Origin of the sequence: Lysinibacillus sp. fls2-241-R2A-57, from assembly GCF_030209535.1 — a bacterium.
In the GTDB taxonomy this organism is placed as follows: domain Bacteria; phylum Bacillota; class Bacilli; order Bacillales_A; family Planococcaceae; genus Lysinibacillus.
The window spans coordinates 14,114-38,720 of sequence record NZ_JARVRU010000146.1 but is presented as its reverse complement, the minus strand read 5'-3'; the positions used below and the strand labels follow the sequence as shown (position 1 = coordinate 38,720).

Genomic DNA, 24,607 nt, shown 5'->3' with positions numbered 1-24,607 from the left:
TTAGATTTAAAGCAAAATCTCAATTTTCCCTGTCCATTTTCTTGACATAGTATCATATAGAGCTATCTTGCAAATGGATCAGAAAGGAATCTCTCAAACTTCAATTGATTTTTTAGTTGAGAATATTGGAGATGACTTTGAAAAGTTCCGCAAAAAATATAAATTTTTATCAATTGCTAAAGGATTTTTGAGAAGTTATTCCTCACTAAAAGAAATGAAATTACAAAGAGAAATATCAAATTTAGAGCAATCTGGTGAGAAGGAACCTTTAAAGAAACTTGAAAGTGATTGGTACTATGCAGATATTATAAATAAGCTACCAAATTATTTGATGTTTGAGGATTTCTATTTAATTAAAGAACATACCAATTATGAATACTTTGTGCTCAATCGAGCTAGCGATGAAATCTTTTTACTAGACTACAACAATTTAGAAAACATTGAACGTATATTTGTAAATTCATCAATAGAGACTTTTTGTCATTCGCTAGCAATCTATAAACGGTATGTTAATAAAATTACTAAATACTACAATGATTTTCGAGATAAAGAGGAAATGAAATTTAGTGATAAAATCTTGGCAATCCCTCATCAATTAAGGACTAAGTTACGAAAGATTGATTCTACTCTAGAACCTTTACATTATTGGGAGACAATATGTAATGAATGGGAAGAAAAACTTGTGCTACTAGAATCGTCCCATAAAAAAGGTTTAGGGCTTCAAGGCTGGTAAATATAAAATTAGCCCTCTCAAAACAATATGAGAGGGCTTTTACAATTTATTTTGGTAATGTAAACGTTACTTTATGGCCTTTAGAAGTATCCTTTGCCCCTTGATCTCGAATTGGACCTAATTCAATTTCAAAGGATTTATCTTTCCAAATTTTTTCATATTGCTCTTGGTCTAATACGAATACTTGCAATAGCTCGCCAGTTTCTCCAGCTTTAACAACGTCATTATAACTGTAATTTAATAACATGCCTTCGCTCAATAAATATTGCGCTCCATCATTAACAGTTAATTTTGAAGACATAGAAGATAAGCCAATTTCACTAGCAGCTTTATTGTCTAGCTTAAATTTCACTGTTAATAAAGTAACACCGTTTGTGAAATTGGAGAAACGAGGAGCTTCCACCTCATTTGGTGTAAATGCTGTAAACTGATATCCATCTAAAATAGCATTTACATCACCAATTTTTTTACTGTCATTGATGCCGCTTTTTTCTTTCAGCATCTTCTTTTCACCCATATTGTCCATCGTTACTTTATCTTGATAGAATGATGCGTTACTTGATACTTTTTTCGAACCATCCGTATTTAAAGCAAGATTAAATCTTCCTTCTGAACCAATAGTAGCATCATATTTTTCTTTTTCAGAAAGCGGTACTGGAACCATAACTGATACTGTGCCCAGTTCATTGATTTTTGCTAAATCTGTTGCACCGAATGGATAAGCGATATATCCTGTTAGCTCTTCACCCTTTTTTAGCAAATAATCTGTTTCATAGCCTAGTTTTGTTGGCAATTGATCTTCTTTAGGAATTAATTCCTTATAGTTCGTATAATATTTATCTGCACCCGTAAATGTAATATCTAAAGTAGGCGTATAATAAACATCTTTATCCATGTCATTTTTCACTGTGTATTTAGCTAAAATGACACCACCATTTGTTTCCTCGTTAAAAGGAATATTAAAATCAGTATGGAAATCCTTTAATTCTACTACTGAATATGCATCAAGTGAAATTGAAACATTCTCCATTTTATGTACTTGGGGTTCATTGTTTTCAAAAAGAACTTTAGTTTTCCCTTGAGTTTCCTTTTCCATATAGGAAATTAAAGAAGCAAAGTCAGCTGATCCTTCAGTTGATTTCTTATCTTTTTTAGGCTCGTCTTTTTTGACTTTATCTTGTTCTTGTCCTTTTTCTTCCTGTGTGTTCTTTGAATTATCGTCTTTTTTTGCTTCATCCTCACTGTTTCCACAGCCACTAAGAATAATTGAAGTGGATAAAACTAGCGAAGACATTAAAAATAAACTCTTTTTCATTTCTTCCTCCAAGATGTATCTTCATAAATTTTTAGCTCAATAAAAAAATTATACTAATAAAGCTATTTTTTGTTTCATCACCAAAAATGATATTTGTCCAGTTGGAACATAAATCACCCCCACGTTATGGTGATGAATCTATTATTCGAGCTGATACCCATTTTAATCCACATTTATCACCAAAACAACTTGCATTGGAAGAAATTATACTATTGAAGCAATGACAATCCAAATATTGTTTTTTTAATAATTCAATCTAATTTTTCAAATTCCATTAATTTGCATATTCAGTCTTTTTTAAGTTGTTTTCTTCGAATAATAATTATGAATGTACTAAAAAAAGTATATATCTCTTAACTTTCAGAAAATAAGTATAATATACCCAAGAACATAGTCGCATGTGAAATGATGTATTCTATCAATTACACCTCGGCGTTATTAACGTTGTGGCTTCACTTTCCCACAGATACATTGTTACAGATAAGACAGTGTTAGACTAACTTTTTGCACTGAGATAATACGTATAGTAACCACCCTACTATTTTCACACTTTTTCGATAAAGTCTACTGGCTCGCTCTAGTGTTTCCTTCTATGACACTAATACGCAAGGAGCCACATAGTTTCCAGTTAACTTACATATAAAGCATACGTTTTAACAAATGTCGTCCTCAACTTAAAGTAACAAACCAAAACTTGGCAATTTTTAAATATTTTCTCTATAATTGTTATCAACAAGTAAGTTAATACAATGAGGTAAACATGAAAAAAAGTCGTAATAACATGTTCAAAATACTTTTATTACCGTTAATAGTGGCTTTGTTGACTACTTTAAGTATTCAATTCATCGAGGAAAACTCCGATTCCGCATTAATCAGGTTTACAATGTTCGAAAATCTCATGTTATTTGTGCTGCCATTTTTAGCAATCTATTTATTTATGATTATTTTTGTAGTACCTATTGATCTCTATTTGATTAAACAACTACAAAATAAAATAACTTATTTCATTCTCTTTAACCTAATTGGTTTAGCTTTGGTTAGTTGTATTAATATATGGATATTAGGCAATTATGGATTGCATTCTTTGTTTTTAATCTTCCCGTCTGTTTCCTTGCTATCGATTATTGAATGGAATTCCGATACAAAATGCGTTTAAATCCGTTACATTCGCTCAAAAGAAGTTCTCTAAGAAAAAAGTAGCTAGATAAAAGATAACTATCTCTTTTCTAGCTACTTTTTTCATATGATTTTAATTTTACAGCAGTCCTGCCTTTATTAAATATTCACGTGCCACATCCGCTACATTTTTACCTTCTACATTGACTTGATAATTCATTTCACGCATTTCATCATCTGTAATTTGATTTGCTAGCTTATTTAAGGCTGTTTCGATCTCAGGATATTTGTCTAGCGTCTCTTTCCTTAGTAAAGGTGCCCCTTGATAAGGTGGAAATAATTGCTGATCATCTGTCAAAACTTGCAAATTGTACTGACGTATTTCACTATCTGTTGAATAAGCATCTAATAAATCGATATTTCCTGTTTGAATAGCTTGATATCTAAGCTTTGGCTCCATAGTTGTTATATTAGAAAGTGTAATGCCATAACGTTTTTGAATGCCCAAATAACCATCTTCTCGATCATTAAATTCCAATGTGAAGCCGGCTTTTATCGTTTCTTGAATAGGCTTAAGGTCAGAAATTGATTGCAAATGATAGGCTTCGGCCATTTCCTTTGACACAGCCAATGCATACGTATTGTTATATTTCATCGGACTTAACATTACCATGTCAAATTTGTTCATCATTCCTGCTTTTGCCTGATTATAAACATCCCCCTGATTATTATTGATAGCTTCCTCTTTTAAAAACTCTGAAATAGCTGTCCCCGTAAATTCTGGATAAATATCGATACTGCCAGATTTTAGCGCATTAAATACAAAGGAAGTTTTACCTAGTCCAGGTTTTAATTGCACTTTTAAGTCTGTTTCATCCTCAATAAGCAATTTATACATATTGATAAGAATTTCAGGCTCAGAGCCAAGCTTGCTTGCAATGACAATTTCTTCTTGCTCTTTGAAGTTTAGTAGTGGCAAGATCATCATTAATAATGCCACAACGCTAATAGCGCTCAATGATATAATCGTTTTTCTAAAAGAAAGTGATTCTAGCTTTTTTAGCAAAAAGTCAAATACTAATGCTAAAATCGCCGCAGGAACAGCTCCTAAAATAATAAGTGATGGATTATTTCGGTCAATACCAAGCAAAATGATATCTCCTAATCCCCCCGCTCCGATTAATGCTGCCAAAGTTGCCGTTCCAACGATTAATACCATAGCTGTTCTAATCCCTGCCATGATAACAGGCATTGCAAGTGGCAATTCTACCTTTATTAATCGCTTTCGTGAATTCATCCCCATGGCCATTGCCGCCTCTTTTAATGATGGATCCACTTCGTTTATTCCCGTAAATGTATTACGTAAAATCGGAAGAAGAGCATAAACAACTAGGGCAATAATTGCAGGTACTTTTCCGATGCCAAACAGTGGAATCAATAAACCTAATAGCGCTAATGAAGGAATCGTTTGTAAAACTGCACTAATCCCAATAATACTTTCCGCTATTTTCTTTTTATTTGTTAAATAGATTCCTAGAGGTATAGCAATTATTACTGCAAAAAATAGCGCAATAAAGGAAATTTGAATATGCTCTAATAACGATGCCCATAGTTGGCCTTTTCGTTCGCTAAACACTTCAAAGAAATTAGTCATTTTCATTACCTCTTTCTAAGGAATCATGCTGTGCTAAATACTGAAGCATCGATGCTCTTGTGATTACGCCAATTATTTTTCCGTTATCTTCTACACCTAAACACTCATATTGAGCTAATTTTTGAAGAATCGTATGTAAAGATTCTTTAGAAGAGATGGTGTTCTCTATATTTCTTTGATCATCTTTATCAGCAATTGGTTCGATTACAGCTTGGAGATGGAAAGTATTCATTCCATACTCTTTTACACCAATAAATTCACGAACAAAATCATTCACAGGATTTTGTATGATTTCATGAGGAGTACCAATCTGTACAATCTCTCCATCCTTCATTACACAAATTCGATCGCCTAATTTTAAGGCCTCTTGCATATCATGCGAAACGAAGACAATCGTTTTTTGTATAGTTCGCTGAAGCTCCAGAAGATCATCTTGTAATTTTGTGCGACTAATCGGATCTAATGCACTAAAAGGCTCATCCATTAAAATGATTTCGGGATCAGCTGCTAACGCACGAATAACACCAACTCTTTGTTGCTGGCCACCAGAAAGCTCTTTTGGCTTGCGTTGACTATATTTATCTGGTTCAAGTCCAACCATATCCAATAACTCATGAACTCGTTGCTGGACTTCCGATTTACTCCATTTCTTTAATTCAGGGACAACTGCTATATTTTCTTCAATCGTCATATGGGGGAAAAGTGCAATTTGTTGTAGTACATAGCCGATATTCCAGCGTAATTCATGTATATTATAATCACTAATTCTTTTGCCGTTAATTCGAATGGTTCCTTCCGTTAAATGAATTAATCGATTAATCATCTTTAATAATGTTGTTTTTCCACAGCCACTAGGTCCGATAAGAACAAAAAATTCTCCCTTGTTGATTTCCAAATTAATAGCTTTCACTGCGACTTGGTCATTTACATATTTTTTTGTGACATTTTCAAATGTTATCATTGTATAAGCTCCTTTTTTAAAGAGACATCATTTTACAGGCATGTTGATTAGGAAAAATAGGTTTATTATTGAGCGATATAACACACCTGATCATTTCACTTTTTATTATTCACCAACTAAAGGGCTCATCACCAAAACGTGTGGATGATTTCCGTTCCGGCTGGGAGCTTTCCTGGGGTCGTTCAATAGAAAATCCATAATGATTGTTTCAAAATCATTATGGATTTTCTCTATTTCATTCTAAAAACCTCACCTTTAGGTATAAAAGGAAGGTTTGCACCTTGAGGTATGACAAATGCATGCTCTCTTTTAATAGATAACCGATCACATTCTCCATCTGTAATGATAAGAATTGGGCCATTTTTCGGGAAATCATGAGCTTCTTCAATCATCCGTATTCCAGGCTGTAACACAGTTCCTCCTCTACCTCTAACTTTCACTTTTGTCAAAAGCTCTTCTGGAGGCAAGTATCCAGCATCATAGGCGATAGCATCACAAAATACTACTCGTACTAACGGAACATCTCTTGCAATGCTATAACTCACAATTGTTCCTAATGCTTTACCCAATAATACACGATCCATCGAACCAGAAGTATCAATAATTACCGCAAAAGTACGTCCGTCCGCTTCCCCACTTTGTTGAATCCATCTTGGCCTTGCAATATCAGGTGATGATGCTTGTCTTCTACTCGGACGAGCGTAAGTTCTAATTTTTTCTAAAGGCTGAAACATACGATCAAACCATTTCGCCAATTCTACATCCCATGCAATAGGTGGCTGTGAGAGACTTCGAATTTCTTCAATTAAACCTTGAGGTAGATATCCTCGTTCTTGAGAAATATGATAGCTCAATCCTTGACTTAAGGCTCTTCTATAAAAGGTTTCAAGGTCAATTCCTGCTTTACCTTGCCAAAAGTCTGGTGTTTTTGTTTCAATAATATCTACTGCCCCTTGCCCTCTAAAGGTTCTTAATTTTCGATACACCCTGATGTCCGTCACAATTCGATCGTAGATGGATTCTGCAGATAACCCCTTTAACTCAGGGTCATATAATCCTCCAATTTCTGGAATATCTCCAATTTTCATTTCAATAAGCCAGCCATTGATGACATAATCACAAGCAACATTCCACAAATAAGGGTCACGACCTAGTCTTCGAGTAGCATGGCTTAAACCCGCATGAAGAAGTTCGTGGGCTAATAAAAATCTCATTTCTTCATCCGTCATAGGTACTGAGGAATTAATATATATTTCCTTTGTATCAACCGAAATAGCTGCAACAGAAATATCCATTCTTGTACAGACAAGTGGATCATCAATAATATTAAAATCAGAGGCAAGCGCGCCAAATAGTGGATATGAACTCATAAACCAAGCTTTAGCCTTCTCTGCTTGTGTTTTAATTGCAGAGCCAGAAAGAGATCTATCTACCCCTCCTGCTACTCGAATGGCACTTTGAACTGCTCTTGATAATCCTTCCGCAAACAATACAGGGAAATTGCTATTTCTTCTATAATAGTATCCGTCTTTATCATGAGAAATAATAAAATCAGCTTCTCCTGGTAATGTGCTATAGATCTTTAAAGGCTCAGGAACCCCTTCTTTTGTAAATCGCTCATACAATTTCTCTTCATTAGCGAAAGAATCAAAAATAGGTTCATTCATTTCTCGTGGTGCCTGACCAAATTTTAATTCTGCAAGAAATTTTGTAATGTAACAATCACATGCAATATTCCAAAGCTCCTGATTCTCTTTTGGTTGCTTATGGTTTAAACCTAGATGCAATAAGCAATGGGCGGCTATGATATAAGCCCATTCACCCGGCTTACCATTTTTCCTATTATTTACATATATTACACCAGAGCTTGTTACATACGCCCAATCTTTTAATGGCATTTCTTCATATTGAATATAAGCAGCTTTACATAAAGCTTCAAACAAAGGATGCTCGCTTACAATTGCTTGTCCACGCGCTATATTTTTTTCATTTTTATGTTCAGTATTCGATTTACTCTTTTTTTTCGCCATTTACTAACCATCCTTTTTAGCTACTAAACGTGGTAAATCTCTTATAACCTCAAGCATAAACCATGCAGGCAATACTTCACCCTTTTGCTCAGAGACAACCATTTGAGCTATTTCTAGACTTATTGAGGATAATTCTTTAATGAGATCCTTGGAACGGAATGCTAGTTGTCTTTGATTTCCCTTCATCATTGTATTTTCTTTAGGGAGTTCCTTTATTAGCTGTGCCCGGAAGGATTGTGCCATAAAATATAACAGATCTCTTTCTTCAGGCTGGTCTGGCCAACGCAACTCACCATTCATTATTTTGGCTAAATCGTATTTACTTTGAACTTGTTTAATAAATGCTTTAAACTGACCAGCAACATGCGGAGAAAGGCAACTACTTGCAAGCAACTCGACATCTTTTTCTTTTAGGTTCTTACCATATGCATACAAGCAATCACTGAGCATATGCCAAGATCGGGGTGTTGAAAAGGGCTCCTCTGTTTTAGGAGGCTCACTCCATAAATGGTCGGGGCGCATCTGAATATATTCGATTACATATGGATGAATTTCATGTTCATATGCCCACTCAAGCCAATCTTTATGAGATACTCTTAGCTGTACGTGAACCATACGGTTGATTAAAGCTGAAGACATAGGCTTTACGATGGCACTATCTTGCGCTCGGTTTCCTGCACCAATCACAATTGTTCCCTCTGGCAGTATAAATTCTCCGATTCTTCGATCATGAATCAAACTATAAAAAGCTTTTTGAACCTCTTGAGAGCATGCATTCAATTCATCTAAAAATAAACAATATGGTTCATTCTGTGCAATTATTTTTGGTGGACAAAATACGCTGTAACCGTCCTTTATTTGAGGCACGCCAATAATATCCTCTGGAGCCAGTTGACTGCCTAATAAAGAAACACAATTCATACCTAATTCTGCTGCAAAATTTTCTACAATCGCTGACTTTCCAATACCAGGAGCTCCCCAAATAAAAACTGGTCTAATAGGCGCGATATTTAATAGAAAATCGTATAATTGTTTTTGAGTAATGCTAAAAATAGTATTCAATGAAAACTTCCTTTCAAGATTTATAGCTTATTAAATGGCTCATCTCCAAAAGTTGTGGATGACATTTTTTAAAATATATGCACTGTATATTAGTTGATCTTCGTTACGGCTGGGCGACTCTCGGGGATCAGCGTCACAGATGAGACCCTGGAGCGAGCAATTAGGGGAACGAAGGCTAAAAGCATCACGTCCTGTGATAACGCCTTCGTGACCAACATCCTTTTGGCCCAAGCGGCTCATCGGACGCCCCCAGGAAGCTCTGCTCTGCGCGGAAGCGAAGCGTTAGCGATTCTTTTATCTGTGCGAAAGCGTAGTGACAGCAACAACTAATGTTTTCTGTAGCGAAAGCAAAGCGGCAGCTACAATTGTTTTATCTGTGCGAAAGCAAAGCGTCAGCTACAATTGTTTTATCTGTGCGAAAGCAAAGCGGCAGCAACAAAGCGCCCAGTCGGAACGGAAATCAACCACACGTTATGGCAATCAGACTATTAAATGTCAATAATACCATTTCTCACCCTTATAAGTAACTAGTGTATGATTCTTGTCATTTCAAAAAATTGCTGGTAAATGAGGAACTAAATGAGTTATTTTTCGTTCTATGAATTATGTATACTATAATAAAAACATGACTTTATTTCTATTGATGACTCTGCAATAATTAGAAATATATTAACATTGAATAGAAAGGAGAGAGATGTTGTAATCTACCAACATCAATGAAACAATGAAATACTTAATAAATTTCTTTAAAGGTCTTATAATTACAATTATTGTTATCTGTATTTCGTTTTTTATGGTGACACAGGTGTTCAATACTAATGAAACCACAGAGCCTGTAGTTGTCGATACTACTCCTAGTGTTGAAGAGTTTATTGGCTCCATTGCAGAAATTGCTCGGAAACTTGGTGCTGAAAATGACTTGTATGCTTCAGTTATCATTGCGCAAGCCGTTTTAGAAAGTGAGCACGGACAAAGTGGCCTCGGATCTGCTCCAAATAACAATTTATTTGGTATGAAAGGTAGTTACCAAAATAACTCAGTAAAGTTGGAAACATCCGAGGATGATGGTTCTGGTAATATGACAACGGTAATGGCTGATTTCCGCAAGTATCCTTCCTACGAGGCATCCATAGAAGATTATGTTAAATTAATGCTTAATGGGGTTTCCTGGAACGAGGATTTCTATGCAGGCGTTTTTAAAAGCAATACGAAGTCCTACACAGATGCTACGAAGTTTTTAACAGGCTCCTATGCAACTGATTCACGATACAATGAAAAGCTAAATGCACTAATTGCAAAGTATGACTTGCAACAATATGACAGCCCTGTCAAAGACAAAAAAACAATTACCGTGACTGATGGTGACTCTCTTATGCATATTGCAGAGGCTCATAATGTTAAAGTTACGTCCATTAAACAATGGAATCAGCTTCGATCTGATACACTTGAAGCAGGTCAACAATTAAATATTTATCAATATTAACGAAAAACCTCCAAGCTTAATAGGATTTATCCTAGTAGCATGGAGGTTTTAGTATTATTAATAGAACCTTTCTTTCACGAAACTAATGCTTCTAATAAAAACTCCTCATATACAAGGATAGGCTTAATAAGAAAAAAGCTTCCTTTTGTATCCTGTTCGGATATCCATTTATTAATCATAAAACCTTAAAATCTTTCATACTTTCTCCAAGAATATAATGTGAAAACCACATCAAATTCTGCTTCATAATAGCCACATTAATTCCTGGCTGGTCAGAACTATATGCCATTCCTTTAAATATTATTAATTCTGTATCAACTTCCATATCCCTTAATCCTTGATATAGCTCATATGCATTTGGAGTTGGAACTCTTGCATCCTTTTCGCCGTGTTGGATTAAAGTAGGCGTACAGGCTGATTTAATATATGTCATTGGTGAAGTTTTGCTATAGATCTCTGGATCATTCCATGGACTATTTCCTAAATACATCCTAATAAAGTAAGGGATATCTGTATTTACATAATGGCTACTCCAATTAGTAATTCCACCTCCAACTGAAACTGCTTTAAATCTACTACTAAATGTAGAGCAAAAAGCTGATATATAGCCACCGTTGCTCCATCCCATAACCCCTACTCTATCTTTATCTGCCATCCCTTTGTCAACTAGTTTATCCACTCCAGATATAACATCATCGTAGTTAGCAATTCCCAGTTTTCTATAGTTTGCTTTTAAAAATTCATTACCATATCCCGAACTTCCCCTGTAGTTTGGTTCTAAAACGATAAAACCTTTTTCGATAAACTGTTCAATAGGATATTTCTCATTAAAACAGTCTGAAAATATTGGAAAGGACGCCCAAGCCGGACCACCATGAATTACTACTAATAAAGGATATTTTTTATTGGCGTCAAAGTCTACTGGGGTTGATAAAACTCCCTCTATTTCAAGTCCATCACTACTTTTCCATGAGATTATTTCCCTGTTACTTTTAATCTTTCCTTTGAAAAAGCTATTTTCATTTGTTATTTTTTTATCGTCTAAATAGATTTCAAAGGTTTCATTTGTAATTGCTTTATTATAGGCTAAATGATTTCCGTTCCTTGTTATAGAAGCATCCATTATAAAACTATTTACTGTTTCGCTTAACATTTCCACAGTGCCATCCTCACATAGCAACCCAATAAGATAATTCGTTTTATGCTGCCATCTAATTAAAATTCCTTTAGCTGTCCACCGTAATGGAATAACCGTGCTATCAAAATCTTTTAAAGGTTGAATTCGCCCTCCAGTATTAATATCATAGATCTCTAGTGTATTGTCTTGTATATGGGTCTGATAGTAATCCTTCCCCCTGATACTTGCTGAGTAACATATTTTGCTACCTTCAGGAGAAAAGCACACGCTCCCTCCCAACAACTTATCTATATTCAACTTTTTCAGCTCTCCAGCTTTAATATCTAATATGTATAGATCTCCATTAATAGTATCTCCCATATTTGGGCTTGGTGTAGCCATTAATACAACCCTTTTCCCATCATCTGAAATATCAAATTCATGGACATGAAAATCCTTACCATCAGTTAGCTGATAAACAACACTATCGTGTTCATCATTATCATTTTGAACCACTTTTTCAATGTAATATAAACTATTATTCTGGTATTCCTTGCCTATATGATGGAAATCTCCATATAGTTCCTTACGTTTCTTTATCGTCTCAGATTCTTTTGACTGTGCAACATAATAAAAACCCTTGCCAGCAGGCTCCCATTTGAATTGACTGACCCCTTCTTTCTCATCAGTAATTTGAACCCCCTTATAACCATCTATTGACTTCACAAAGAGCTGATTTTTCTTATTAACTGGGCTAAGGTATGCGATAGCTCGAGAATCTGGAGACCATAACGGGTATGTGCTATCTAAATCTCCTGTTGTTAATGGGTAGCACTGCCCCTTATCTTTTTCATATATCCATACATGATTCCTATATTTATTGTTTTTCCAGTTAGCAGTCTTTTTGACAAATGCAACGTTTTTGCCATCATCACTTATATTTGTACCTGATAAAATTGGTATTGAAATAATTTCTTCTATACTTAGATATGTTTTTTCATTCATTTCCATAAGTACACCCCTCGTTTCTTTCATCATAGATTGAAAATGATCTTTACTAAATTTCTATAAAATGGACGAAAATCCCTTCTTCTACTAACTAGCCGTATAACGAAAAGACAACCATTTTTACTGAGTGTCTTAATGAAAGTTTATTTATTTCAAAAATAGGCTCTTCACCAAAACATGTGCTTGACTAAAAGCCGTATTCAATCCATTCTGCATTGCACTCGAGTAAAATCGTTTCCTTATAGTGTTGCGGGTTACGCGTGAAAAAGTGACGACGTTGTAGGGCTTTAATGAGGTTATTTTTCCCTTCAACTTCCGCATTGGTGAAACGTAATTGATGGTAATTACGATTTCATCTTGCCAATTATGCATTTAAGATTAAAATTATCAATTAAAGTCTGGCAATCTTTTATCGTTTTGATTGTAGGATTAATTTAAATCATGTAGATCCTCCTTTCATTTTTTAGTGTTTAACCGTTTGTCTTAGTTGTTCATATACATCACCCCAGGTTTTTTAAAAACCAAAAAAGACGCCTCTGTTAGTAAACAGAAGCATCTCGCTCAACAAACGTATTCACTCAATGTGTAAAAATCAAAGAGTGGTAGAATAGATATATGACAGGTGAAAGTTAGCTTCTTGTTTATTTATTATGAGATTAGCTTTACTAATAAATAAACAATTGCTCATATTCTTCACCCTCCGTTCATTCAAATATAGTGGGTAAACATAAAATCATTTTTTTGTAAATCTAATTAAAACTTTTAAAATAGAGTCCCTACCGCGGTTATTGTTGTTGCCAAATCTTTTCGATATTGTTGATGCTGGTCGTCTAGACTATTAATAGTAACCTCGTTCCCCCCAAGCGAAGAATGTACATAAAGGTTATCGCCTATATATAAAGCAATATGTCCTGGGAAGTATAGTAAGTCTCCCTTTTGTATGAGCTCTAGTGATATTTCTTTGATAGGAAAACCTTCAACAATTTTGGCATCGCGATAAATATATACCCCATTTAGCATATATGCCATTGAACAAAGGCCTGAGCAATCAATACCTAGCGGCGATTTCCCTCCCCAACGATAGGGTGTTGCTAAATAGCTAAGCGCTGTTCGGACAACATTTTCTCGTAATTGGTGCTCGGATAAGCTGTTTTCTGGTATTTTTTCTTGTAACCATTGCCTACGTACATAGCCGATCTCACCTGACACTAATTGCACAGTTGCCCATTCTGGATCTAGCTCTTCAACAGCAGAAGAACAGATGAGTGAGCCTTTAACGAGCGTCATCATTTTCACACTTTGAATTTGAGGCAACTGCAAAACATCGGCGAAGCTTTGGTTAATAAAATGGTTTGCTTCTTGTAACCAAGTTTCCGTTTTTATTTCATCAACTATTAGGTTATCCTTCTGGCAATAGCCTTCATAGCGATAAACGGTTTGTATACGTACCCAGCTCTCATCAATTTCTGCCATGATTTGAACCGTCATTCCGTATAGTATCTCATCCACTAATGCTGAGGCTTCATCTGGATTTGCATGTAAATTTGCAATCATTGACGTCACAATGGCATTCATTTTATCATCCCCTCCCGCTTCACCAAATAATCATAAACAACTTTGGAAATACGACCAATTAGCTGCCTTGCATGATCATTATTCGTAACCTCTGTTACGAAAACACCAATGAGATAATCCCCAGAGCTACTGTACACAATCCCAACATCATGATCTACCGTCTCAAGACCACCTGTTTTATGTGCAAGTTTCACATCATCTACTAAATAACGCTTTAATGATTCGTGTACACGTTGACGACTTAAAATATTTAGCGTAAGCTCACTAAATGTTGGTGTTAACAGGTTTCTGCGATAAATCCGCGAAAATAACTGTGCCATATCATGTGCTGATGTAGTATTATCAATGCCTTTTGCAAGCCTTTCAAAATCCATCATCTTGCGTTGGATTGTTGTATGCGGAAGCCCAATTTCACGAAAATATTGATTGAGTCCACTTATTCCTAGAAAATCGATGAGTACATTAGTTGCTGTATTATCACTCGTAATAATCATCCATACTAAAAGCTCATAGATGGTGCTTTGCTCTAGGCGCTGCTCACTAATAACACTAAATTCAACCCATTCTTCTGGTGCTATCTTAATCACTTGCTCTAAGGATATATTGTTACTTTCTACATAATTTAGAACAGCTATGAGTATAGGCACCTTAATTAAGCTAGCACTGGAAAATATGCCGTCTAGCTTTTCACTGATAATAAAATGCTCAGTTTTACAATCTTTCACAAACATTTGCACTTTAAAGGGCGTTTCTTGTAGCATCTTTTTGATTGCCTGCTTCATATTTCACCTACTCTATCACTTTTATCATCTGATTCTCCGTATCCATTGTGATCGTTCGACCTAATGGCAGTGACATCGTCGGTAAACAGTGACCGCAAGTAATATCCATGAGGATAGGTTTATTGAGTGGTACTAATATTTCTTGAAAAATTGTTTGCAGTGAGAGGCTATTCTCTGGACGCTCGGGATTTTCAGGACCACAATTTGTCCAAGCTCCTAATAATATACCTGCCACCTCATCTAGTTTGCCTGCTAATTTTAGCTGAGTAAGCATCCGATCAACGCGTTGCTCATTCTCGTCTACATCCTCTAAAAACAATATTTTTCCCTTTGTATCAATTTCATAAGGTGTCCCAAGAGATGCTGTCACTAGCGTTAAGTTCCCACCAATAAGCTGCCCTCTTGCTTTTCCAGCGCTAAGAGTTGTCATTGAGTGCTCAGGAATATTTTCAAGACGGTAGTCACTGCGGTCTGTTGCTGTCACAGTTTGGATAAAGGAATTCCATGTATAATAATCCATCTCCGGCTGAATAAATTCTGTAGAAGGCATAGGTGTATGATAGGTAACAAAGCCACATTTTTGGTTAAAGGCGATATGTAGAGCCGTCACATCGCTATAGCCAGCAAATACTTTTGGGTTTGCCTTGATCATATCGAAGTCAAGAAGCGGTAAAATTTTCGTTGCTCCGTAACCTCCACGTATGCAGAAGATGCCGTCAATATTTGAGTCCCTAAACATTTCATTCACTTCAGAGGCACGTAGTTCATCAGAGCCCGCTAAGTAACCATGCCTTGCTCGACAAGTTTCCCCTGCAACAACTTTAAAACCTAGCTTTTCAATACTTTTAATAGCAGGCAAAAATTTTTCAGGTGGAGTTGCACCCGAAGCACTTATAAGACCAATTGTGTCACCTTTTTTCAATGCCTTTGGACGAATCATTTGCTTACCTCCATTTTTAGTGAAGTTCGGTATCTTTCCAATTCCTCTTCATTGGCCAATACAAAATGACCTTCGTCTATTTCGATAAATGACGGTGGCTGAATGTCATAACGGTGCTGTGACGGATCATAGATTTCTACGACTTTATCACGCTCCTTATAAGGATTCGGTTCAGGTACTGCCGATAATAATGCCCTTGTATATGGATGAAGGGGATTAGAAAACAGCTTTTCCGTCTCTGCAAGCTCGACAATTTTACCTTTATAAATAACAGCAGTTCGGTCAGTAATAAAACGGACTACAGATAAGTCATGTGCAATGAATAAATAGGTTAAATCATTTCGCTCTTGTAGGTTTGCTAATAAATTTAATACTTGCGCACGAATGGAAACATCTAATGCAGAAATCGGTTCATCCGCAATAATAAACTCTGGTTCCATTACTAACGCTCGTGCAATGCCGATACGCTGTCGCTGTCCTCCTGAAAATTCATGCGGGAAACGACTAGAAAACTCCGGTAATAAGCCTACATTTAATAAAGCATTACGTACCTTCTGTTGACGATCCGCCTCGTTTTTGAAATTTTTTGTATTGATAAGCCCCTCAGAAATAATATAGTCAACCTTGGCACGTTCATTTAGAGATGCCATAGGATCTTGAAAAATCATTTGGATTTTCTGTGTAATTTCTCGATCCCACGCTTTTGAGATTTTGCCATTTACTTTCTTACCATGATACAGTATTTGTCCTTCAGTCACTTCATTGATTCGCATTATAGCTCGACCAATCGTTGTTTTTCCTGACCCTGATTCACCAACTAAGCCAAATGTTTCACCTTTGAAAATATCAAAGCTGACATCATCAATCGCTATAAATTTATTTTTGCCTTTACCAAAAACAACTTTTAAATTTTTCACCTCGACTAACACTTCTTTATGACTCATGCGCGTATCGTCTCCCTTCTTCGAAAAATGCTTGCAACGCTTCAGGAGGCTCTACTTTAGGAGCGAGTGGATCTAATAGCCATGTACGAGCAAAATGTGTGTCACTCACCTGAAAAAATGGCGGACGTTCCACAAAATCAATCTTTAACGCATATTGATTGCGAGGTGCAAAAGCATCTCCTTTAATCTCTTGAAAAAGATTTGGTGGAGTACCCTTAATAGAATAAAGCTGCTCCCCTTTTGAACCTAGTTGCGGTAATGAAGAAATGAGTGCCCATGTATAGGGATGCTTGCCATTAAAGAAAATTTCATGCGTCTTCCCTATTTCGATGACATCACCTGCATACATGACTGCAATACGGTCAGCAACCTTCGCTACAACGCCTAAATCATGCGTGATATAAACGGTTGTTAGTCCATATTTTTCTTGAAGATTTTTTAAAAGCTGCAAAATTTGTGCTTGGATTGTTACGTCTAATGCAGTTGTTGGTTCATCACAAATTAAGATCTTAGGCTTACATGCTAGCGCAATGGCTATTACAATTCGTTGACGCATGCCGCCTGAAAATTCGTGAGGATATTGTTTATAACGCTTTTCCACATCGTGAATACCAACATCTTTTAACAATTTCAACGTTTCTTCGAATGCTGCTTTGCCCTTTAAATTCTGATGTAAAATAACACATTCCTCAATTTGCTTGCCAATCGTTTTAAGTGGATTTAATGATGTCATTGGATCCTGTGTCACCATGGCCACTTCTTTTCCACGAATACTTAACCACTCCTGCTCGGTTTTAAACTGTGCTAAATCCCGGTCATTGTAGATGATTTCCCCCTGATCAATGTAGCCATTTTTATCAAGTAAGCCCATGATTGATTTCATCAGCACTGATTTTCCTGAGCCAGATTCGCCAACGATTGCAAGACTTTCACCTTTGTACAAATCGAGGGAAATATTACGAATGGCTGTTAGCACTCTGCCACGAAGTGTAAATTTAATGACTAGGTTATGAATAGTTAAAATACGTGTTTGAGTTTGTGTCACTTCCAACATCCCCCTTTATACGTGATTTTTCGGATCTGCTGCATCTGCAAATGAGTTTCCTATAATATAAAATGCAATCGTAATGACACTTAATACAATACTTGGAAAAATGAGCTGATATCGTAAATCTGGAGACATCATTAATACGCGTCCTTCATTGATTAAATTTCCTAAAGACGGTTCACTAATCGGCAGTCCTAAGCCGATGTAAGTTAAAAATACTTCAGAGCCAATAGCAAACGGTATGGCCAGACTCATTCGTAACATAATAACCGAAATAAGATAGGGTAATAGATTTTTTAAAATAATGCGATAATCAGGTGTTCCTAAACATTTTGAGGCTAAGTTATATTCACGATCACGTAAAATTACAATTTGATTGCGTATAAACCTTGCCATTTCTACCCAGCCGGTAATACACATGGCAATAATGATAGTCGAAATACTTGGTCGCAAAATATAGGACATTAAAATAAGTACGATAGTCGTCGGTATGTTATCAACGACGTTGTAAAGCTGCGTGATAGGTAACTCTAATTTCCGGGAAAAGCCCCAAAGCGTACCGATCGTAATACCGACGATAGCCTCTACTAAAGCAACGACACAGCCAATAAATAACGAGGTCCTTGTCCCTGCCCAAATACGGGACCATAAATCCTGCCCAATGGAATTTGTCCCAAACCAAAACTCAGCGTTTGGAGCAATATTACGTGCTTGGAGACCTGTCTGCTCATCGATGTAAATTTCAGTAGGTGATTTTTGCCCTGGTAAATAAGGTTGTAAAATGGTAAAGGTTACGATAATAAGCACGCCAACTAATAAAAAGACAGCGATGCGATTTTTCAAAAAGGATTTCCATGTGGAACGCCAATAGGAGTAATTAGAATAGGCTGTTTCTTCAGCTTGACGTTCATCTACTTCCGCAAATTCGAACAAAGTTTCACGTGATTTGTTTGAAATATTGTTAATTTCTTCTGAATACATCCCCATTAACGTACACTCTCCCCTTTCCCCAATTTAATCCGTGGATCAACAAGGGCCATTGCTATATCACCTAAAATGAGTCCGATAATTCCAAGTGAAGAGAACACAAGCACTAAGCCTTGCACAATCGTATTATCCTGGCGCTGGATAGCATCTACGAGTAAGCCCCCCATCCCAGGAATGGAATATAAGGATTCAATGTAGATGGAACCTGTAATGGTAAAAAGAATAGTTGCGGGTAAATATTGTGCCATCGGAATAAAAGCGTTTCGTAGTACATGTTTAAACATTAATGTACGCTCTTTAACGCCTTTTGCTCGTGCTAGCTTAATATAATCTTTGTTTAGTTCATCCACCATGTAACGCCGCATCCACATGGCATAGGAGGCAGTCGGTGCTAACGCCATTGAAGTTAGTGGTAAAATCCAAGTAATGGGATTATACTCATCAAAAAGCATTGGTAAATGAAAAATTTCTGTAATATACATTTGAATGACTAAATAGTAAACGGCAGCTGGCACTGCAACAACAACGACTATATAGCCGGTTCCTAAGCGGTCCAGCCAGCGTCCCTTCATCTGGGCCATCATTATTCCGAGCGGAACCCCAATTAAAAGAGATAGTGCAACCGCACCTAGACCAAATAGCAAGGAATACATAATCTTATCTGCAATAATCGTGACAACTGGTACATCTGTCCGATATGTAACGGATTTACCTAAATCACCTTGAAACAGATTAGCGTAAAAATTCCCCAATTGTACAAGCAACGGATCACGTAAACCTAAATTCGTTAAATAGATCTCTTGTTGTGCAGGTGACATTTTATCCGCTGCTGCCCCTAAATAACCTTCTTCTGGCATTAAACGTAATAAAGAAAAAACAATCGTGATAATAATAAAAAGTGTTAAAATTGATTGTAATAACCGTTTTCCTATATACCACAGCATCAAATCATCCCTCCTTTTTCAGAAAGACTAAAGGAGATGCCGACTATTCTATTTCGGTATCTCCTTTATAATTACTTACCGCTTTATCTTGAATGTAGCAATGATCAATGTTTTTTCAGCGTTAACCACCCTAAAGCCCGATTGGTAATCATTGAGGGAAGCGACCTCCAACGATCGTAGTTTCCCATTATTTTGCTGCTTTAGCTAACGCATCCGCACGTTCCTGCTCCCACTTCGCTAAAGCTTCTTTAAACTCCTCGTTACTCATCGGTTTTTCTAAAACTCGCTGACCTTTAAATTTCTCGGAAGTCACACCAAATGGAGAATATTGAGCCTCAAATGGATTTAATTTCGAAGCAACATAGCCGCTACCCCCTACTGAATAAGGGATAACAAATGCTTCATCAATTAAGAAGGCTTCTGCTTTGGCAAACAGTTCGTAACGTTTTGCTATATCGATCGTCGCCTTTGCTTCGTCCACTAAGTTTTGATATTTTGATTTTCCATTTGCCTCTGTATAACCTTCAGCTAGCTCTGGTTTATTATAAGTACCATCTACAGTGAATGGATCCGTATACGTTGATGGATCAGCATAGTCTGGACCCCAGTTTGCTTCAAGTAACGCAAATTTACCAGGTTTACGAACCTCTGCTAAAAAGCCTGTTGATGGTCCGGCCTCAATGATAATGTCTACATAATCAACACCTAATAATTTTTCAATCTGCTGTTCAACCACTTGTGAACGATTTGCCCAATCTGGCAAACCAGAATTATAAGGCATTAACACTTTTACTGGGAAAGTTACTTTTCCTTCTAGAGCTTTTTTCGCTTTTTCCTTATATTGTGATGCCATCTCCTTGTTAAAACTGTCATTTTTTGAAATGTCAGCGAATGGCGCTAATTGCGTATAGTCAACGCCCTCTACATTCACAAAGTTTTTAGGAGTAATCGTGTTGCTCAGCAAATCTTTTGGATTATAAGGCTCTAAAGTTAGCATTGCAGATTCACGATCGAATGCATGGAATAGCGATTTTCGGAAATCTTTATTGTTGACCGCTTTTTTCCAATTTTCAGGCTCGTATTCTGCATCAAATTGCGGATTAAAGTTTAAAGCATAGAAATACGTATAGAAGTTATTTTGTGTTTGACGAATTTGAGATTTTTTCTTCTCATCTTTAAACCACTCATCTATGATAGAAGTTGGAATACTAGCTGAATCAATTTCTCCTCGTAAAAATAATTCCGGTGCCACTGTAGCCGCTTCTTTATTGTATTTATAGCGAATACGATCAATCAGTACATTGTTTTTATCCCAATACTTATCATTTTTTACAAGTACTCGCTCATTTTGCGGTTCAAATTTATCTAAAATAAAGGATCCGTTATATAGGAAATTTTCACGAGTTGTACCAAAGCTATCTCCTTTTTCTTCTATAAACTTTCCGTTAACCGGGAAGAAACAAACATAATTCAACATAGAAAGGAAATAAGGTGTAGGCGTTTCTAAAGTATATTCTACTGTATGTTTATCTACTGCCTTTATCCCTACCTTCGTAAAGTCTGTCATCTCACCGTTATAGAAGGCTTCCCCATTTTTGACAACAGTAGCTATCCAAGCTGTCGATGATTCATTTTTTGCATCAAGCACATAATGTAAGCCATCTACAAAATCTTGGGCAACAACATCCGCATACTCTTTACCATCATGGGTAACCCATTTTGCGTCGTCACGGAGCTTGAATGTCCAAACTGTCGCATCTTCATTTGATGACCATTCTTTGGCTAAACCTGGTTGCACGACACCATACTTATCATATTCAATTAATCCATCGACTAAGTTCGCTGCCACAGCAAACTCATTCGTTTCAGAGGTCTTTAAGTAATTTAACGTTTTTATTTCCCCCGAATAAACAACGCGATACTCTGATTTTTTTTCATTTGAAGAATCATCACTACATGCTGCACAAAGCATTACAACAAGACACGCGAAAAGCAACCAATACTTTTTCATCATAAACAACCCTCCCTAGTAATCTTTTTATCCAGCAGTAACGGGCAGTAATATTTTCTGTACCGAAAGCGAAGCATCTGGTACAAGACTCCTTCCTGAAACCAAAAATATATATGGGAGATAAACTGCCCGTAAATGCCCGATTGGTGAAGACTAACAATCAGTGGGGATGAGGAAACCCCTGTGATTGAAGTTTCACTTTATTATGAAAATCCTATTCCAACTGCATCCGTCATCCTAATTCGATCATTTTCAAATATGGGACCACCTGAAATAGGATCTTTCAAACATAAACTTGGTCCGTCTAAATCTACCATCGTGATATTTTTCTGAGATGCGGCAAAATGTGCAGCGGCACTTACGCTAATTTTCGTCTCAAGCATACAGCCAATCATGCATGGTATGTCGTTTGCCTCTGCAATGTGACAAATTTTCTGTGCTTGATAAATGCCCCCTGTTTTCATGAGTTTAATATTAATCAAATCCGCAGCTCGCTTTTCAATAATTGTATAGGCGTCTTTTGCTGAGAAAACACTTTCATCTGCCAAAATATTTGTCAAAGTATGGGCCGTCACGAATTGCATTCCCGCAAGATCATGACAATGAACAGGCTGCTCAACCAATTCAACATTTGCACCTGCATCTTCAAGTGCACGAATAATTTGTACAGCTTCCTTCGGTGTCCACCCCTGATTCGCGTCAACTCGTAATGTTATGGCGTGTCCAACTGCATCACGAATGGCAACAACTCGTGCCACATCACCTACTGGATCTTTGCCAACCTTGATTTTTAAAATATGAAAACCCCGCTGCACTGCTGCTATACTATCCTTCACCATTTCGTCAGTATCATTGACACTAATCGTAATATCCGTTACTAATTCTTTGCGATATCCCCCTAATAATTTATACAGAGGTGCTTGATAGTGTTTCGCAAATAAATCATAAATCGCCATATCTACAGCGGCTTTAGCACTCGTATTTTGATAAATACTGCTGTCGATTCGCGCCATAATCTCTGTCATTTCCTCAATATCCATTCCGATAATGGCTGGCTTTATATACTCTTCTATAGCGTGCGAAATAGACCCTAATGTTTCACCAGTAATAGCTGCCGTTGGTGCTGCTTCACCGATGCCTATTTGCCCATCATCCGTGTGAACATAGACAGCAATATTACAAATGCTATGCACTGTTCTTAGTGCTGTTTTAAACGGTGTTATAAGTGGTGCCTCTGCCTTCCCTACGACAATATGTTTTATTTTCATCCATTCACCTACCGTTTTTTTACTTATGTTAAGAACTGTAAAAGTCGAAGCACCTCATAAAAATCATCTGTTTCGAATTCCACTGTATTATGTGGCTTAAACGTAGCGTTCGGATAGAATGAATTTCGATATGCCCGTGTATGATCTCGATAAATGATTTCCACCACAAAACGCTCAGGCAATGTCACTTGTAAATCTTCACGTGACACCTTCATCGAGTCCTCCACAAGCCGTTTCGTTTCCATAATCGTCAGCTGCGGACTCACGCTAATAGTCGCATTTCCTATCCCTTCTTTTGTAGCAAAGGTGATGATGTTGTCATTAATAGATTGAATTTCCTCTGTTAACCCTACGTCCCCACTTACAAATGACACCGGTACACCATGTAAAGCAGCCGCGTACGTATTAATCAAAAATTCACTTACATACTCACCATTAATTTTCACATCAGCAAAAACACAAAGCGTATGTGCTAAAGGATTCCTTGCACTTCCGCCTTTACTGTGATAGCCAATAAAAATGGCGCGATCAAAGCTCTTATCAAGCCCCGCAACCATACACATCGGATCATACGTCCAACCTCGAATAACCTTGCAGTTTACTGGCAAATTAGAAATATCAAGATTACGTGCTGAATCATGGGCATCTTTTAGTAAAATTTCGGTTGCCCCACCACGAATAGCCCCCTCTATAGCTGCTTCTACTTCCTTTGTCATTTGCTTTTGGAAAAATTGATAATCTGGCGCATTTAGCTCCGTTTCACTCCAAGCTGTTGTACCTGTAATTCCTTCAATATCTGCACTAATATAAACCTTCATAAAAATCGAAACTCCTTTACTTTATTATCTTGGATAACCGCTTTCACTGCTCCATAACTAGCTTCATGTGCACCTATACGTCTAGCCCATGAAATATTATTAATGTCGTAATGCCACCATTCCTCTGAATAATTCGTAAACCCAACCAATGTCATACAGTTATACAAAAGACGTCGATGAACACAAGCTTCCCAATTTTCCTCTGGATATTGTTCAAAATAGCGTGTCGCAGACTTTTCACTAATTTCATCAAATGCTGTTCCGAGATTCAAAGCATTTCCGGACAAATCTCCCAGTGTCAAATCGATCGCTCCACCTGTTAAATGGGGGGTAAAATGAGCATGATCAGCGCTAGGAAATGCAACATACTTTCGCGTTTCTCTAACAACCTCTTGTTCAGTAAAATGTGGAAAAAGTTGCGCTATTTGCTTTGAAAAATTCGCAAACAAATATTGCTGCACCTCGGATGGACGATAGCCATCATATAAGATAAAGCTATAATTTTTAGGCAATAACAACAGCGCTTGTGTTAGTTTCTCGTAAGCACTTTGACGTAAATAAATTGCTTGTAAACTGTTTGGTATTTTTTGATGATAGTAAATTGGCTCAAAAAAAATCCTAGAATGTTCTTCTCCAATTTGAATTAATGACTCACCATTTTCACGAATTGCTGGCGTTAATTCCCTCATGGAAGCTTTTTTTAGCTCAATAGGTCGAAAAACGGCGTCATCTATAAGTACACACCTCCATTTTTATGTTTCGATAAAATTTTTAGATAATTCAGTTTTTATTGAATGTATCATACCTTAAA

21 protein-coding genes and 1 pseudogene are annotated in these 24,607 nt (G+C 36.7%); 4 read left to right on the top strand and 18 right to left on the bottom strand.

Translation table 11 applies throughout. The features are described 5' to 3' along the window. The first annotated feature begins 73 nt into the window (after positions 1–73). On the top strand, positions 74–733 hold the full coding sequence (locus QRN68_RS20390; protein WP_285398795.1) for an SUKH-4 family immunity protein: 660 nt from the start codon (positions 74–76) through the stop codon (positions 731–733). Between the two features lie 46 nt (positions 734–779). Here QRN68_RS20390 and QRN68_RS20385 read toward each other — a convergent pair whose 3' ends face one another. The 5 genes from QRN68_RS20385 to QRN68_RS20365 form a co-directional block, all read right to left on the bottom strand. After that, a complete protein-coding gene (locus QRN68_RS20385; RefSeq protein ID WP_285398794.1) occupies positions 780–2,048 on the bottom strand; it encodes a DUF5068 domain-containing protein in 1,269 nt (422 codons plus the stop codon). A gap of 1,255 nt (positions 2,049–3,303) precedes the next feature. After that, positions 3,304–4,818 carry an osmoprotectant update ABC transporter permease/substrate-binding subunit OpuFB gene (gene opuFB / locus QRN68_RS20380; protein ID WP_285398792.1) on the bottom strand — a complete coding sequence of 505 codons (1,515 nt, stop codon included), beginning with the start codon at positions 4,816–4,818 and terminating at the stop codon, positions 3,304–3,306. Then, positions 4,811–5,779, bottom strand: coding sequence for an ABC transporter ATP-binding protein (locus QRN68_RS20375; protein ID WP_285398790.1), 969 nt, complete (start codon positions 5,777–5,779; stop codon positions 4,811–4,813). Before QRN68_RS20375 ends, opuFB begins: the two co-directional genes overlap by 8 nt. 230 nt (positions 5,780–6,009) lie before the next feature. Continuing rightward, entirely contained in the window at positions 6,010–7,809 is a 1,800-nt protein-coding gene (locus QRN68_RS20370) for a DUF2201 family putative metallopeptidase (protein WP_285398788.1), read from the bottom strand. Positions 7,810–7,812: 3 nt separating this feature from the next. After that, positions 7,813–8,871 (bottom strand): AAA family ATPase, encoded by a 1,059-nt coding sequence (locus tag QRN68_RS20365; protein WP_285398786.1) that lies wholly within the window; start codon positions 8,869–8,871, stop codon positions 7,813–7,815. Between the two features lie 207 nt (positions 8,872–9,078). Here QRN68_RS20365 and QRN68_RS20360 point away from each other — a divergent pair, with 207 nt between their 5' ends. The 3 genes from QRN68_RS20360 to QRN68_RS20350 all read left to right on the top strand — a co-directional run bounded on the left by QRN68_RS20360 (position 9,079) and on the right by QRN68_RS20350 (position 10,354). Continuing rightward, entirely contained in the window at positions 9,079–9,201 is a 123-nt protein-coding gene (locus QRN68_RS20360; RefSeq protein ID WP_285398785.1) for a hypothetical protein, read from the top strand. Then, a complete protein-coding gene (locus QRN68_RS20355) occupies positions 9,185–9,373 on the top strand; it encodes a hypothetical protein (RefSeq protein ID WP_285398784.1) in 189 nt (62 codons plus the stop codon). The genes QRN68_RS20360 and QRN68_RS20355 overlap by 17 nt, the downstream gene beginning before the upstream one ends. A 222-nt stretch (positions 9,374–9,595) precedes the next feature. Further along, a complete protein-coding gene (locus QRN68_RS20350; RefSeq protein ID WP_285398782.1) occupies positions 9,596–10,354 on the top strand; it encodes a glucosaminidase domain-containing protein in 759 nt (252 codons plus the stop codon). A 175-nt stretch (positions 10,355–10,529) separates the two neighbouring features. On the opposite strand, the gene QRN68_RS20345 is transcribed toward QRN68_RS20350, so the two are convergent. The 13 genes and pseudogenes from QRN68_RS20345 to QRN68_RS20290 all read right to left on the bottom strand — a co-directional run bounded on the left by QRN68_RS20345 (position 10,530) and on the right by QRN68_RS20290 (position 24,485). Beyond that, positions 10,530–12,482, bottom strand: a complete 1,953-nt coding sequence (locus QRN68_RS20345) for a S9 family peptidase (RefSeq protein WP_285398781.1) — start codon at positions 12,480–12,482, stop codon at positions 10,530–10,532. A gap of 184 nt (positions 12,483–12,666) precedes the next feature. Next, a pseudogene (locus tag QRN68_RS27145) lies at positions 12,667–12,851 on the bottom strand (transposase); the annotation flags it as partial. A 390-nt stretch (positions 12,852–13,241) separates the two neighbouring features. Further along, positions 13,242–14,054, bottom strand: coding sequence for a C40 family peptidase (locus QRN68_RS20340; RefSeq protein WP_285398779.1), 813 nt, complete (start codon positions 14,052–14,054; stop codon positions 13,242–13,244). Continuing rightward, a complete protein-coding gene (locus tag QRN68_RS20335) occupies positions 14,051–14,836 on the bottom strand; it encodes a serine hydrolase (protein ID WP_285398777.1) in 786 nt (261 codons plus the stop codon). Before QRN68_RS20335 ends, QRN68_RS20340 begins: the two co-directional genes overlap by 4 nt. A gap of 7 nt (positions 14,837–14,843) precedes the next feature. Beyond that, entirely contained in the window at positions 14,844–15,776 is a 933-nt protein-coding gene (locus QRN68_RS20330) for a S66 peptidase family protein (RefSeq protein WP_285398775.1), read from the bottom strand. Continuing rightward, positions 15,773–16,720, bottom strand: a complete 948-nt coding sequence (locus QRN68_RS20325) for an ATP-binding cassette domain-containing protein (RefSeq protein WP_285398773.1) — start codon at positions 16,718–16,720, stop codon at positions 15,773–15,775. The genes QRN68_RS20330 and QRN68_RS20325 overlap by 4 nt, the downstream gene beginning before the upstream one ends. Then, the gene (locus tag QRN68_RS20320; protein WP_285398771.1) at positions 16,710–17,765 is read right to left on the bottom strand and encodes an ABC transporter ATP-binding protein; all 1,056 of its coding nucleotides are present in this window, start codon (positions 17,763–17,765) and stop codon (positions 16,710–16,712) included. Before QRN68_RS20320 ends, QRN68_RS20325 begins: the two co-directional genes overlap by 11 nt. Before the next feature lie 15 nt (positions 17,766–17,780). Further along, complete coding sequence (locus QRN68_RS20315) at positions 17,781–18,755, bottom strand: ABC transporter permease (RefSeq protein ID WP_285398769.1); 975 nt, start codon at positions 18,753–18,755, stop codon at positions 17,781–17,783. After that, entirely contained in the window at positions 18,755–19,699 is a 945-nt protein-coding gene (locus QRN68_RS20310) for an ABC transporter permease (protein WP_285398767.1), read from the bottom strand. Before QRN68_RS20310 ends, QRN68_RS20315 begins: the two co-directional genes overlap by 1 nt. Before the next feature lie 187 nt (positions 19,700–19,886). Beyond that, on the bottom strand, positions 19,887–21,710 hold the full coding sequence (locus QRN68_RS20305; RefSeq protein WP_350224365.1) for a peptide ABC transporter substrate-binding protein: 1,824 nt from the start codon (positions 21,708–21,710) through the stop codon (positions 19,887–19,889). Positions 21,711–21,913: 203 nt separating this feature from the next. Next, positions 21,914–22,978, bottom strand: coding sequence for a dipeptide epimerase (locus tag QRN68_RS20300; RefSeq protein WP_285398764.1), 1,065 nt, complete (start codon positions 22,976–22,978; stop codon positions 21,914–21,916). A 23-nt stretch (positions 22,979–23,001) separates the two neighbouring features. Beyond that, a complete protein-coding gene (locus tag QRN68_RS20295) occupies positions 23,002–23,796 on the bottom strand; it encodes a M55 family metallopeptidase (RefSeq protein ID WP_285398763.1) in 795 nt (264 codons plus the stop codon). Next, a complete protein-coding gene (locus QRN68_RS20290) occupies positions 23,793–24,485 on the bottom strand; it encodes a M15 family metallopeptidase (RefSeq protein ID WP_285398762.1) in 693 nt (230 codons plus the stop codon). The genes QRN68_RS20295 and QRN68_RS20290 overlap by 4 nt, the downstream gene beginning before the upstream one ends. Positions 24,486–24,607: the final 122 nt, after the last annotated feature.